Origin of the sequence: Verminephrobacter aporrectodeae subsp. tuberculatae (assembly GCF_026127385.1) — a bacterium.
Classification (GTDB): domain Bacteria; phylum Pseudomonadota; class Gammaproteobacteria; order Burkholderiales; family Burkholderiaceae_C; genus Acidovorax; species Acidovorax aporrectodeae.
The window spans coordinates 546,463-559,980 of record NZ_QZCX01000003.1 but is presented as its reverse complement, the minus strand read 5'-3'; the positions used below and the strand labels follow the sequence as shown (position 1 = coordinate 559,980).

The following is a 13,518-nucleotide window of genomic DNA, read 5'->3' as shown; positions in this document are numbered from 1 at the left end:
GGGCGGGTGGGTCTTGCGTGGATCGACGATAGCATGGCACGCGCCGAAAGGGAGGCCCTTCAGAGACTGGACGCGGGTTCGGGCAGCGGTGCGGGCGGCTTGTGGCCCTGGGCTGCGGCATCGGCTTGCGACTTCTCCACCCGTGCACGGCGACTCTCCGCTGCCGCGAGTGCCTCCGCGTGGCGCGCGCGTGCCTTGGCGGCACGGTCCGCGCGGGCGGCGCTGCTGGCCCGTGCCGGCGCCGCCCGGCTGCGCCCTTGCTGCGCGGCATGCTGGCGTTGCGCCCGGGGCGGGTCTGCCGAGGCCATCTGCGTGGCGCCGGTCTCCTCCTGGTCGGCGGGCGTGGCATCAGGCTTTGCCTCGATGGAGCGCAAGCGCTTGGCCGCTTTTTGTCTGCGCTCGACGGCACGGAGCTCCAGTTCCTGCGCGCGCAGGCGGTCCCGGGCTTCGCGCGCCCGGGTGCGGACGTCGCGCAGGCAGTCTTCGACGGCGAAGCGCTGGTAGCACTGCGCCTGCTCATCCTGTGGGCGCTCGGTGGCGGGGGCCTGGGGCCCGTGCTGCTCCACGTGGTGCCGCGCAGCTGCGGACTGCACGCAGGCGCAGGAGAGCAGGCAGAGCGCCAGACGCTGCCAGCTCATGTCAGGCCCGTATCGACCGTGCGCCGCCCGAGCGCCAGGAAGGCCCCGGACTGCATCTCGTTGAGCCGCGATACCGTGCGGGGAAACTCGTGCGCCAGCGGACCTTCGGTGTAGAGCTGCCCGGGTGCAACGGCGGCTGACAGGATCAGCGTCACGCGGCGGTCGTAGAGCACGTCCACGAGCCAGGTAAAGCGCCGCGCGGGGGAGGCCATGTTCACCGACATCTGCGGAACACCGGAGAGCACAACGGTGTGGAACTGCGTGGCAATTTCCAGGTAGTCGTTTTGTGAGCGGGGGCCGCCGCACAGGGTCTCGAAGTCGAACCAGACCACCCCCCCGGCCTTGCGCCGGGCGCGGATCGCGCGCGCCTCGATGCGCAGCACGGGGTCCTCGTCGGGCACCTCCGCGAGCCGGTCGAAGGCCCGGCCCATCTCGGCGTCCGCCTGCGGGCCCAGGGGGCTGTGGTACAGGCTGAGCTGCTCCAGCGTGCGCTGGCGATAGTCGGTGCCGTTGTCCATATGCACCACCTCCAGGCGGTCGTTGAGCAGCGCAATCGCGCCCAGGATGCGGTCGCGGTGCAGGCCGTCGGGGTAGAGTTCGTCGGGCCGGAAGTTGGAGGTGGTGACGAAACCCACGCCGTTGTCGAACAGCGCCACCAGCAGGCGGTGCAGGATCAGGGCGTCGGTGACGTCGGCGATGTGGAATTCGTCGAAGCAGATGAGCTTGTAGCGCTTGGCGATGCGCCCGCCCAGCGCATCCAGCGGGTTCACCGTGCCCTGCAGCCCGGCCAGCTCGCGGTGCACTTCGCGCATGAATTCGTGGAAATGCAGACGCAGCTTGCGCTTCAAGGGCACGGCGTGGAAGAAGCAGTCCATGAGGAAGCTCTTGCCGCAGCCCACACCGCCGTACAGGTACACGCCGCGCACGAGGTCGGGGCGGTGGATCAGCTTGCGCAGCGCGTTCGAGCGCCGCGCCTTGTACGCGGCCCAGTCGTCGGCGCAGCGCTGCAGGGCGTCCACGGCGCGCAGCTGGGCGGGGTCGCTCTGGTAGCCCCTGGCGGCCAGCGCGGCCAGATAGGCCTGTTTCACGGTCACGGCGGGGGGTGCTTCGAGGGGCTCGTCAGGGCAGGCCGGTTTGCATGCGCCGCCGTCAGAAGTTCAGCGCGCGCTTGTCAACGGCCAGGGCCGCTTCCTTGGTGGCCTCGCTCAGCGAGGGGTGCGCGTGGCAGATGCGCGCGATGTCTTCGCTGCTGGCCCTGAATTCCATGGCCACGACGGCCTCGGCGATGAGCTCGCTGGCCTGCGGGCCCACGATGTGCACGCCCAGGATTTCATCCGTCGCGGCGTCGGCGAGCATTTTCACCATGCCGCCGGTGTCGCCCAGCGCGCGCGCGCGGCCATTCGCGAGGAAGGGGAAGCTGCCGGCCCGGTACGGGACCCCGTCGGCCCTGAGCTGCTGCTCGGTGCGCCCCACCCAGGCGATCTCGGGGTGGGTGTAGAGGACCCAGGGGATGGTGTGGAAGTTCACGTGGCCCCGCTGGCCGGCGATGCGCTCGGCGACGGCGACGCCTTCTTCCTCGGCCTTGTGCGCGAGCATCGGGCCGCGCACCACGTCGCCCACCGCCCAGACGCCGGGCCGGTTGGTCCTGCAGTCGGCGTCGACCACGATGGCGCCGCGCTCGTCGAGTTGCAGGCCCACTGCCTCGGTGTTCAGGCCCTGGGTGTTCGGCACGCGGCCGATGGAGACGATGAGCTGGTCCACGTCCAGCGCCTGGGCCTCGCCCCGGGCGTCGGTGTAGGCGAGGTGCAGGCCCTTCTTGCCGCTCTCGATCGCGCCGATCCGCACGCCCAGTTCGATCCGCAGCCCCTGCTTGTCGAAGGCCTTGCGGGCTTCCCGGGCGATCTGCTCGTCAACGCTGCCCAGGAACGTGGGCAGCGCTTCGAGGAGGGTCACCTGTGCACCCAGGCGGCGCCATATGGAGCCCATTTCCAGGCCGATCACCCCCGCGCCGATGAGGCCAAGCCGCTTGGGCACGGCGCCGATGCGCAGGGCGCCGTCGTTGGACAGCACCCGTTTTTCGTCGAACGGCGTGCCGGGCAGCGCGCGCGCGCTCGATCCCGTGGCGACGATGATCTGCGCGCCGATCAACGTTTCCTGGGCGGCAGCACCGCGCACCCGGATCTCATGGCCGCCCTCGACGGCCTGCACGAACGCGCCGTGGCCGTGGAGGAAGCGGACCTTGTTTTTCTTGAACAGGTGCAGGATGCCTTCGTTGTTCTGCCGGACCACGGTGTCCTTGCGCGCCAGCATCCTGGCCAGGTCCATCTGCACGCCGCCGGTGTCGATGCCGTGCTCGGCAAAGTGTTTGCCGGCCAGCTCGAAATACTCCGACGACTGCAGCAGTGCCTTCGAGGGAATGCAGCCCACGTTCGTGCAGGTGCCGCCGGGGGCGGGGCCGCCCTGGGCGTTCTGCCACCCGTCGATACAGGCCACTTGCAGGCCCAGTTGGGCCGCGCGGATGGCGGCGACGTAGCCACCGGGGCCGGCGCCGATGACGATCACATCGAAACGTTTGCTCATGGGGAAATTCCGTTCGGTCTTGCAGAAAGGTCCGCCGGCGGCCCGGGCTGGGCCGTGTGGGGGACAGTGTTCCAGGCGATCGGCCGTGTCAGAGGTCGAACAGCAGGCGCGCGGGGTCTTCCAGCGCCTCCTTCATCGCCACCAGTCCGAGCACGGCTTCGCGGCCGTCGATGATGCGGTGGTCGTAGGACATGGCCAGGTAGTTCATCGGGCGGATGACGATTTGGCCGCCCTCGACCACGGCGCGGTCCTTGGTCGCGTGCACGCCCAAAATCGCCGACTGCGGCGGGTTGATGATGGGCGTGGACAGCATGGAGCCGAAGGTGCCGCCGTTGGAGATGGAGAAGGTGCCGCCGCTCATTTCCTCGATCCCCAGCTTGCCGTCCCTGGCCTTCTGGCCGAACTCGGCAATCTTCTTCTCGATGTCGGCAAAGCCCATCTGGTCGGCGTTGCGCAGGATGGGAACCACCAGGCCACGCGGCGAGCCCACGGCGATGCCGATGTCGAAGTAGCCGTGGTAGACGATGTCGTTGCCATCGACCGCCGCGTTCAGCATCGGGTATTTCTTGAGCGCGTGCACTGCGGCCTTCACGAAGAAGCTCATGAAACCGAGCTTCACGCCATGCTCCTTGGTGAATGCGTCCTGGAACTTCTTGCGCATGTCCATCACCGGAGCCATGTTCACCTCATTGAAGGTGGTCAGGATGGCGTTCGTGGTCTGCGATTGCAGCAGGCGCTCGGCGACGCGGGCGCGCAGGCGGCTCATGGGAACGCGCTGCTCGGGGCGCTCGCCCAGGTCCGGCGGGGACGCGGGGGGCGACACCTGCGGCAGCGCCTTGGCAGGCAGGCCCGTGGGGGAGGGGATGGTCGCCGCCGCAGTCGCAGCGCCGGCCACGGCGGCGAGCACGTCGCCCTTGGTCACGCGGCCGTCCCGGCCCGTTCCCGGAACCGACGCGGCGGACCGATTGTTTTCCGCGAGCAGCTTGGCGGCGGCGGGCATGGCCACGCCGGCTTTCGACGCGCCGGCTGCGGCTGGCGCTGGCGCAGGGGCTGCCACGGGCGCTGGCTCAGGCGTGGCAGGGGCTGCGCTCGCCCGGCCCTCGGTATCGATGCGGGCAATGGGCTGCTCGGCGAGCACGGTGGCGCCGTCGCCCTGCAGGATGGCGGCGAGCACGCCCGCCGCAGGCGCGGGCACTTCCAGAACGACCTTGTCGGTTTCGATCTCGATCAGCAACTCGTCCACGGCCACGGCCTCGCCGACCTTTTTCTTCCACGTCAGCAGGGTGGCTTCGGCCACCGATTCGGACAGTTGGGGGACCTTGACTTCCACGATAGCCATAGCAATTCTTTCGTTCGGGGGGGGGTGTTCTGTCGTGTTTTCGGGTGCCGGTCTTACTTGGACAGGACAAATCCCTTGAGCTTGGCAAACGCGCCGTCCACCAGCGCCTTTTGCTGTTCCTGGTGCAGGTGCGCGTAGCCGACCGCGGGAGACGCCGACGCCGCGCGGCCGGAGTAGCCCAGCTTCTGGCCTTCGAGCATGTTTTCGTGGATGTAGTGCTGCACGAAGAACCAGGCGCCCTGGTTCTGCGGCTCGTCCTGGCACCACACCAAGTCCGTGGCGTTCGGGTACTTCCTGATTTCTGCGGCAAACGCCTTGTGCGGGAAGGGGTAGAGCTGCTCGATGCGCAGCACCACCACCTCGCTGGTCTGCTTCTCTGCGCGCTTTTTCACGAGGTCGTAGTACACCTTGCCGGAGCAGGCGATCACGCGCCGGACCTTGGCGGCCTTCCCGGCGATGGCCGGGTCCTGCTCGGGAATCACCGTCTGGAAGCCGCCCTGGGTGAACTCGGACAGCGGCGAGGTCGCGTCCTTGTTGCGCAGCAGCGACTTGGGCGTCATGATGATCAGCGGCTTGCGCAGCGCGCGCACCATCTGGCGGCGCAGCAGGTGGAAGATCTGGCTCGCGGTGGTCGGTTGCACCACCTGCATATTGGTGTCGGCGGACAACTGCATGAAGCGCTCCAGGCGCGCCGAACTGTGCTCGGGGCCCTGGCCCTCGTAGCCATGCGGCAGCATCAGCGTGATGCTGTTCACCCGCCCCCATTTCACTTCGCCGGAGGCAATGAACTGGTCGATCACCACCTGCGCGCCGTTGGCGAAGTCGCCGAACTGGGCCTCCCAGACCACCAGGGTATTCGGGTCGTTGGACGAGTAGCCGTACTCGAAGCTCAGCACCGCCTCTTCGGACAGGATGGAGTCGATGACGACGAACGGCGCCTGGTTCTCGGCTACGTTCTGCAGCGGCACGTAGGAGCCGATGTCCCACTTCTCCCGCTTTTGGTCGTGCACCACGGCGTGGCGGTGCGAGAAGGTGCCGCGACCGCTGTCCTCGCCCGACAGGCGCACCGGGTAGCCGCTGGCCACCAGCGAAGCAAACGCCATGTGCTCGCCCATTCCCCAGTCCACGGGAATCTCGCCGCGGCCCATGGCCGCACGGTCGTCGAACACCTTTTTGACCAGCGGGTGCGGGGTCACGCTGTCGGGAATCGCCGTGATCCGCTCGGACAGGCGCTTCCATTCGGCCAGCGGAATCGCGGTGTCGCCCGCGTCGGTCCATTTCTTGCCCAGAAAAGGGCTCCAGTCCACGGCGTACTTGCTCTTGAAGTTGGTCAGCACCGGGTCCACCGTGTGCGTTCCGGTATCCATGGCGGTGCGGTACGCCCGGACCATGTCGTCGCCCAGCGTCTCGCCCAGGCCCTGCGCGGCCAGCTTGTCGGCGTAGAGCTTGCGGGTTCCGGGGTGGGCGCCGATCTTCTTGTACATCAGCGGCTGGGTCAGCGCCGGCGTGTCCTGCTCGTTGTGGCCCAGCTTGCGAAAGCAGACGATGTCCACCACGACGTCCTTGCCGAACTCCATGCGGAACTCCAGCGCCAGCTCGGTGGCCAGCACCACGGCCTCCGGGTCGTCGCCGTTGACGTGCAGCACCGGCGACTCGATCATCTTCACCACGTCGGTGCAGTACAGGGTGGAGCGGCTGTCGCGCGGGTCGGAGGTGGTAAAGCCGATCTGGTTGTTGATCACGATGTGCACCGTGCCGCCCGTCGAGTAGCCCCGGGTCTGCGCCAGCGCCAGCGTTTCCTGGATCACGCCCTGGCCCGCAAACGCCGCGTCGCCATGCACCAGCACCGGCAGCACCTGCTGGCCCTGCGGGTCCGCGCGGCGGTCCATGCGCGCGCGCACCGAGCCCTCGACCACCGGGTTCACGATTTCCAGGTGCGAGGGGTTGAAGGCCAGCGAAAGGTGCACCGGACCGCCCGGGGTGGTCACGTCGGAACTGAAGCCCTGGTGGTACTTCACGTCGCCCGCAAGCAGGTCCTCGGGCGCCGTGTGGTCGAACTCGGCAAACAGGTCCTTGGGCATCTTGCCCAGGGAGTTGACGAGCACGTTCAGCCGGCCACGGTGCGCCATGCCGATCACGATCTCCTGCACCCCCTTGGCGCCGGCGGACTGGATCAGCGCGTCCATCGCGGCAATGAAGCTCTCGCCGCCTTCGAGCGAGAAGCGCTTCTGGCCGACGTACTTGGTGTGCAGGAAGCGCTCCAGGCCCTCGGCGGCCGTCAGGCGCTCGAGAATATGCTTTTTCTTTTCCTCACCAAAGCTGGGCTTGCTGCGGATCGCCTCCAGCTTCTGCTGCCACCAGCGCTTCTGGTTCTGGTCCGTGGCGTACATGTATTCGGCACCGATGGAGCCGCAGTAGGTCTCGCGCAGCGCGTTGATGAGCTCGCGCAGCGGCATCGACTCCTTGCCGAAAAACAGGTTGCTGGTGTTGAACACGGTTTCCTGGTCGGCGTCGCTGAAGCCGTAGAACGCCGGCTCCAGTTCGGGAATCGCGGGGCGCTCGGTGCGCTTCAAGGGGTCCAGGTCGGCCCAGCGCTGGCCCACGTTGCGGTACGCGGCAATCAGCTGCTGCACCGCGGTGCGTTTGCGGCCGAGTTCGGAGTCCGCGCCGGTGGCGACGACCAGCCGGGTGCCGCCCTGTTTTGCGCGCTCGGCAAAGGCGTTGATCACCGGCAGGTGGGGAACGTCCTTGGCGTTGCTGCCGTCCACGGCGGGGACGTTCTGGAGCGCGTCGAAGTAGCCGCGCCAGTTGTCCGGAACGCTGCCGGGGTTTTCGAGATAGTTCTCGTACATCTCCTCGACATAGGGCGCGTTGCCGCCGAAGAGGTAGGTGTTGCCTTGGTAGGCTTGATAGACGGACGGCGTGGCGTTCATATTCCGCTGACCTTCGCTTTCCTCGGGAAAGCCGGAGTTGGTTGAGAAACCTTCCGCGACACGGCTGGACCGGTTGGCGGATGCGACTGTGGCTGGGGAAGGGCCCGATGACAGGTCCGCATTGTGCCACCGACGCCAGAGCCATTTGTAAAATGGGTGCGCATGCAACGGCGCTCGAACGTGCGCCACGGGCCGGCAGAAACAGAGCCTCACGTACACTGCGGCAAGCCCTGATCCAGACAAAAACATGACCCCCAAGCGACTCCAGGACAAAGCCTTTTTGCTGCTGCTGATCCTCGTCACCATGGCATTTGGCGCCATCCTGTGGCAGTTTCACGGGGCTGTTTTCTGGGGCGTGGTGCTGGCGATCCTGTTTGCGCCCCTGCACCGCAGGCTGCTCGGCCGCATGCCCCGGCGCCCCACGCTGGCCGCGCTGTGCACGCTGGGGCTTTGCCTCGTCGTCGTCATCCTGCCGACGACGGCCATCACCGTGTCGCTGGTCCACGAGGCGAGCGCCATTTACGCGCGCGTGCGCTCCGGGCAGATCGACTTCGGGCTTTATCTGCAGCAGATGATCGCCGCGCTGCCTGCCTGGGTGGCGAACCTGCTGGACCGGCTCGATCTCACCAGCGTTGCGGAACTGCAGCGCAAGCTCTCCTCCGTCGCCGTGCAGGCCAGCCAGTTCGTGGCCACGCAGGCCCTGAGCATGGGGCAGAACGCGCTCGAATTCATCGTCAGCCTGGGCATCATGCTGTACCTGTTGTTCTTCCTGCTGCGCGACGGCGCCCACCTGGCATGGCGCGTCGGCGCGGCCGTCCCCCTGGGAGAGGCCCACAAGCGGCAGCTGATCGGCAAGTTCACCACCGTGATCCGCGCCACGGTCAAGGGGAATATCGTCGTCGCCGTGTCCCAGGGCGCGCTGGGCGGGCTGATCTTCGGGGTTCTGGGAATCCAGGGGCCCGTGCTTTGGGGCGTATTCATGGCCTTTCTGTCGCTGCTGCCCGCGGTGGGCGCCGGGCTGATCTGGGCGCCCGTCGCGATCTACTTTCTGGTCACGGGCTCCATATGGAAAGGGGTGGTCCTGACCGCCTTCGGCCTGGGCGTGATCGGGCTCGTGGACAACGTCCTGCGCCCCATCCTGGTCGGCAAGGACACCAAGATGCCAGACTACGTCGTGCTCATCTCGACCCTGGGAGGAATGGCCTTGTTCGGCCTCACGGGGTTCGTCATGGGCCCGGTCATCGCCGCGCTGTTCATCGCGAGCTGGGACCTTTTTTGCGCCGAGTCAGCAGGGCCTCGCGGGTCCCCGGCACTTGCAAATTGGAACCGTCTGCGGGGTCGCCGCCGCCGTGGCAGACCCGGATATTGAAGGCGCCTGCCTATAATTCGGACGCCGGTTTTGCGGCCCAATTACCGCGTCCTGTACAGGCGCTTTCATCCCCCGTGAACCAAAAACAGAACGACTCTGCGCTGGAGGAGCGAGTGCCAGTCGGCTACAACGTGCACACGGGCGCGGAAGTCCAGGCCATGCTGGAGGTGATGGGGCTCGATTCGGTCGAGCAGCTGTTTGCCGACGTGCCTGCCGAACTGCGTCTGCGCCGCGCGCTCAGCCTGCCGCCGGCCCTGAGTGAGTGGGAACTCATGCGCGACGTACGCGCCATGGCCGACATGAACGCCACGGTACTGTCGCATTCCAGTTTCCTGGGCTGCGGCGCGTATGAACACTACATTCCGGCGGTGGTGGACGCCATCGTCTCGCGCGGCGAATTCCTCACGGCCTACACCCCTTACCAGCCCGAGATGAGCCAGGGCCTGTTGCAGGCGCTGTTCGAGTTTCAGCTGCTGGTCGGCCGCCTGCTCGGACGGGAGTGCGTGAACTGCTCCGTGTACGACGGCGCAACGGCGTTGGCCGAGTCCTGCTGGATGATGTGCGCGGCCAGCGGCCTGCGCCGCGTGGTCGTGGCGCAGGCGCTGTGGCCGCAATACCGCGAGGTGCTCGATACCTACTTGTTGCCGCGCGCGGTCGAACTGGAGCATGTGGCCCAGGATCCCGAAACCGGTTTGGTCGATGGGGCCGCGATCGGGGGCCTGCTCGCCCAAGGCAATGTGGCGGGCGTGGTGCTGCAGAGTCCGAACGCTTTGGGGGTGATCGAGGATGTCGCGGCCATCGCGCAGGTCTGCGCGCAGAACGACACGCTGTTGACCGTCAGTGTCAATCCGCTGCTGTGCGGTTGGCTGGAGGCGCCGGGCCAACTGGGCGCGGACATCGTCGCGTGCGAGGCGCAGCCCCTGGGGCTTGCGCTGAGCGCGGGCGGTCCCTATGCCGGCATCATCGCCTGCGCCAAGCCGCTGGAGCGCTACCTGCCCGGCCGCCTGGTCGGCCGCGTGCACGACCTGCACGGCAAGCTCGGCTACGCCTTGGTCAAGGAAGACCGCGAGCAGCATGTGGCGCGCGACAGGGCCACCAGCCACATCTGCTCGAATCAGGCGCTCAATGCCATCCGTGTCGCAGTCCATCTGTCCTGCCTGGGCGAGCGCAACTTCATGCGCATCGCCCAGCTGAACGCCGCAAATGCGCTGCAATTGCGTGCACGGCTGACGGCGCTGCCCGGCGTCGAACTGCTGCGCAGCGGCGTGCATTTCAATGAGTTTGCCCTTCGACTGCCGCTGGATGCGGCCGTGTTCCGTGCCCGCATGCGCGCGCGGGGCCTCTTCGCCGGTGTGCCCGTGGACCCGCGAATCGTCGGCCATGGGCGCGGTCTGCTGGTCGCGGTGACCGAGACCAAGAGCCCTGCCGACCTCGATGCCTATGCCCGGCATGCGCGCGCCTGTTTGCAGGGGGCCTGACATGCCGACCCCATCGATTGCCGAGTTGCATCGCCCCGGCGCCGCCAGCAACGTTCTTGCCGACAGCGCTCCGGCGGCAGCCATGCCACCGCCGCCTGGCTTTGCCCGCCTGCGTTCCTGCATCGGTTTGCCGCAAGTCAGCGAAGTCGATGTGGTGCGCCACTTCACCCGCTTGAGCCAGGAATCGCACGGCGTGGACAACGGTCCCTACCCGCTCGGCTCGTGCACCATGAAGTACAACCCCAAGCGCAACGACGAACTGGCCCGGTTGCCGGGCTTTGCCTGCGCTCACCCGATGCAGGATGCCGATACCCTGGGCGGCGTCTGGGAAATGTACGAGCGCCTGCAGGCCATGGTCTGCGAAATCACCGGCATGGACGCCTGCTGCCTCGCGCCGGCCGCCGGCGCGCAGGGCGAATTCGCCGGGCTGCTGATGATCCGCAGGCACTTTGCCCGGTTTGGTGTGCACCGTCCGGTGGTGCTGGTGCCGGATTCGGCCCATGGCACCAACCCGGCGTCCGCGGCCATGGCGGGGTTTGCATGCCGCATCGTGCCTTCAGACGCCAAAGGCCGTGTGGACCGGCAGCTCTTGCGCGCGATGCTGACACCCGAGGTGGCGGCCTTCATGCTGACCAATCCCTCCACGCTGGGTCTGTTTGAGGATCAGATCGGCGAGATTGCCGATGCCGTGCATGCCAACGGCTCGCTGCTGTACTACGACGGGGCCAACCTGAACGCGCTGATGGGTATCGTGCGCCCGGGTGACATGGGTTTTGACTTGGTGCATGTGAACGTGCACAAGACGTTCTCGACGCCGCACGGTGGCGGTGGCCCGGGCGCGGGCCCGGTGGCCGTGAAGGCGGCGTTGGCGCAGTATCTCCCTGGCCCGGTGGTGGTGCGCAGGAGTGGCCTGGCGCAGCCCGACGGAGATCGCCCGCTGTCCATTGGCCGGATCAAGGCTTTCCATGGCCATGTGGGCGTGCTGCTGCGCGCCTACGGATACCTGCGCACCATGGGCGCGCGCGGTTTGCGCCAGGCTTCCGAAAACGCGGTACTGAATGCGAACTATCTGCAGCACCGGCTGGCTCCCATGTTGCCCCCGGTGTACGCGCAGTTGTGCAAGCACGAGACGCTGCTGTCCGGCGCCAAGCTCAAGACCTCCGTGCGCCAGTTCGCCAAACGGTTGATCGACTACGGCATCCACCCGCCCACGCTGGTGGGTGCGGGTTGCGTGTACTTCCCGGGCGATTTGAAGTCGGCCATGCTGATTGAACCGACCGAGACCGAAACCAAGGCCAGTCTTGATTGCCAAGTGGACATCTTCCAGCGTATCTTCAACGAAGACGCCATGGACGAAACCTTGGACGGTGGCGCGCGCCTGGGCCGCAAGATGGCTCGAATCGATGGAAATTGAGGACTCAACCATGTGTGGAATAGCGGGGGTGGTCAATGCTGCGGGCGTGGGCCGGAACGATGTCTGGAAGATGATCAACAGCATTCGCTACCGCGGCCTCGATGAGCAGGGCGTCGAAGACCTGGGCGGCGCGGTCCTCGGCCATGCCCGCCTGGCGGTGGTTGACCCCGAGAACGGCATGCAGCCGATGTCGAGCACCGACGGCAAGGTCTGGGTCGTTTTCAACGGCGAGATCTTCAACTTCATCGAATTGCGCGAGCAACTCAAGGCCCGGGGCTACCGCTTCAAATCGCGCTGCGACACCGAGGTGCTGGTGCATCTGTGGTGCGAGAAGGGCGAGCAGATGCTCGACGACTTGGTCGGCATGTTCGCCTTTTTCATCTGGGACCAGCGCACGCACACCGGTCTGCTGGCGCGCGACCGCCAGGGAATCAAGCCCTGCTTCTATGCGCCGTACCAAGGCGGCCTGGCGTTTGCCAGCGAGATGAAAGCCATCCTCGCGCTGCCCCGGTTCGAGCGCAAGGTCAACGAATCGGCCTTGGGCCATGTATTCACCTTCAACTACTGCCCGCCACCCGAGACCTGCTTTGAAGGTATCCGCCATCTGCCACCGGGCAGTTTCATGCGCTATCGCGCAGGCGAATTTTCCGAGCCCGTGCGCTACTGGCGCTGGCCGCTCGATGGCGAGCGCGTCGAGGCATCGCAGGCCGATCTGGAGAATGCGCTGGACGAGGCCGTGAGACTGCAAATGCGCTTTGACGTGGACGGGGGCCTGTTTCTTTCGGGCGGCGTGGACTCTTCGGTCATCGCCCAGCGCTTGCTGCCCCAATGGAACCGGCCCCGCTTGGACGCCATCGGCCTGCGCATCGGGGAGTCGGGTTTCTCCGAATACGCTTACGCCGAGCGCGTGGCTGCCGACCTGCACATCAACCTGAGCGCACTGGATGTCCGACCGGCCGATATTGTGGACATTGCAAACGCGGTGGTCCGGCATGCCGAGCAGCCGCATGGCGACTTTTCGTTCTTCCTGTTCTATCTGCTGTCGCGCCGGGCGCACCAGATGGGCAAGATCGTCGTGTTCACAGGAGATGGTCCTGACGAGGTGATGCTGGGTTTCCGCCACAACGAGCAGTTCTTTTCGGAGATGACGCGCGCCAATTTTCCGATGCGCAGCTACTTCGACCTGATCAGCTACAGCACCGGGAAGGACCACCAGCGGATCATGAGCCCGTCCTTTCTGCCCCATACCGAAGGCGCGCTCGACCGGTTCATGGAAATCATCGAACCCTTTGGCGACCTGGAGCCCATGGAGCAGGTGGCCGCCTACGAACTGACCTCGCTGATGCCTGGAAACAATGGCGTCAAGGGCGATCGCATGGGGGCCTGCTGGTCGATCGAGGCGCGCGCGCCCTTCCTGGACCATAGGGTCAGCGAATTGTTCGCACGCCTGCCCATCACGGCCAAGTTCCACCAGGGGGTGGGCAAGCATTTTCTCAAGCAGGCGGCGCTGCGCTACTACGACCGCGACTTCGTGTTTCGACCCAAGACCATGCCCACGCTGCCGATCGGCGCATGGATCAAGGGGCCACTCTACCCGTGGGCGCGCGACATCCTGGCGCTGCCCGATGGCGGACGCTTTGAGCGCACCGAATTGCAGCGCATGCTCGACGAGCACCGCAGCGGCTTGCACAACCACACCAAACCGCTGCGCACGCTGCTCATGACCAAGCTGTGGTTGCAGGAATTTTTTCCCGAGAACGCTTGAAA

General features: G+C 66.6%; 9 protein-coding genes. 4 read left to right on the top strand and 5 right to left on the bottom strand.

Annotated features, from left to right (window positions below; translation table 11 throughout):
• Positions 1–59 precede the first annotated feature (59 nt).
• From D5041_RS17565 to D5041_RS17545, 5 genes are all read right to left on the bottom strand, one after another.
• Positions 60–638: a hypothetical protein gene (locus D5041_RS17565; protein WP_010100858.1), complete on the bottom strand. Its 579-nt coding sequence runs from the start codon at positions 636–638 to the stop codon at positions 60–62.
• Positions 635–1,732 (bottom strand): cell division protein ZapE, encoded by a 1,098-nt coding sequence (zapE, locus tag D5041_RS17560; protein WP_265258835.1) that lies wholly within the window; start codon positions 1,730–1,732, stop codon positions 635–637. The genes D5041_RS17565 and zapE overlap by 4 nt, the downstream gene beginning before the upstream one ends.
• Positions 1,733–1,787: 55 nt before the next feature.
• On the bottom strand, positions 1,788–3,218 hold the full coding sequence (gene lpdA / locus D5041_RS17555; protein WP_265285352.1) for a dihydrolipoyl dehydrogenase: 1,431 nt from the start codon (positions 3,216–3,218) through the stop codon (positions 1,788–1,790).
• 88 nt (positions 3,219–3,306) lie between these two features.
• The gene (gene odhB / locus D5041_RS17550; protein ID WP_265285351.1) at positions 3,307–4,557 is read right to left on the bottom strand and encodes a 2-oxoglutarate dehydrogenase complex dihydrolipoyllysine-residue succinyltransferase; all 1,251 of its coding nucleotides are present in this window, start codon (positions 4,555–4,557) and stop codon (positions 3,307–3,309) included.
• A gap of 53 nt (positions 4,558–4,610) precedes the next feature.
• Complete coding sequence (locus D5041_RS17545; RefSeq protein ID WP_010106011.1) at positions 4,611–7,490, bottom strand: 2-oxoglutarate dehydrogenase E1 component; 2,880 nt, start codon at positions 7,488–7,490, stop codon at positions 4,611–4,613.
• A 247-nt stretch (positions 7,491–7,737) separates the two neighbouring features.
• Here D5041_RS17545 and D5041_RS17540 point away from each other — a divergent pair, with 247 nt between their 5' ends.
• The 4 genes from D5041_RS17540 (at position 7,738) to asnB (ending at position 13,516) form a co-directional block, all read left to right on the top strand.
• Positions 7,738–8,859, top strand: coding sequence for an AI-2E family transporter (locus D5041_RS17540; protein WP_265280897.1), 1,122 nt, complete (start codon positions 7,738–7,740; stop codon positions 8,857–8,859).
• A gap of 74 nt (positions 8,860–8,933) precedes the next feature.
• Positions 8,934–10,337 carry an aminomethyl-transferring glycine dehydrogenase subunit GcvPA gene (gcvPA, locus tag D5041_RS17535; protein ID WP_265258830.1) on the top strand — a complete coding sequence of 468 codons (1,404 nt, stop codon included), beginning with the start codon at positions 8,934–8,936 and terminating at the stop codon, positions 10,335–10,337.
• A gap of 1 nt (position 10,338) precedes the next feature.
• The gene (gene gcvPB / locus D5041_RS17530) at positions 10,339–11,751 is read left to right on the top strand and encodes an aminomethyl-transferring glycine dehydrogenase subunit GcvPB (RefSeq protein WP_265258829.1); all 1,413 of its coding nucleotides are present in this window, start codon (positions 10,339–10,341) and stop codon (positions 11,749–11,751) included.
• Positions 11,752–11,761: 10 nt separating this feature from the next.
• On the top strand, positions 11,762–13,516 hold the full coding sequence (gene asnB / locus D5041_RS17525; protein ID WP_265258828.1) for an asparagine synthase (glutamine-hydrolyzing): 1,755 nt from the start codon (positions 11,762–11,764) through the stop codon (positions 13,514–13,516).
• Positions 13,517–13,518 lie beyond the last annotated feature (2 nt).

Excerpts from the sequence above, each read along its gene's own strand:
- lpdA (WP_265285352.1), bottom strand. The coding sequence starts at position 3,218 with ATGAGCAAACGTTTCGATGTGATCGTCATCGGCGCCGGCCCCGGTGGC.
- D5041_RS17565 (WP_010100858.1), bottom strand. The coding sequence starts at position 638 with ATGAGCTGGCAGCGTCTGGCGCTCTGCCTGCTCTCCTGCGCCTGCGTG.
- D5041_RS17540 (WP_265280897.1), top strand. The coding sequence starts at position 7,738 with ATGACCCCCAAGCGACTCCAGGACAAAGCCTTTTTGCTGCTGCTGATC.
- asnB (WP_265258828.1), top strand. The coding sequence starts at position 11,762 with ATGTGTGGAATAGCGGGGGTGGTCAATGCTGCGGGCGTGGGCCGGAAC.
- gcvPB (WP_265258829.1), top strand. The coding sequence starts at position 10,339 with ATGCCGACCCCATCGATTGCCGAGTTGCATCGCCCCGGCGCCGCCAGC.
- D5041_RS17545 (WP_010106011.1), bottom strand. The coding sequence starts at position 7,490 with ATGAACGCCACGCCGTCCGTCTATCAAGCCTACCAAGGCAACACCTAC.
- odhB (WP_265285351.1), bottom strand. The coding sequence starts at position 4,557 with ATGGCTATCGTGGAAGTCAAGGTCCCCCAACTGTCCGAATCGGTGGCC.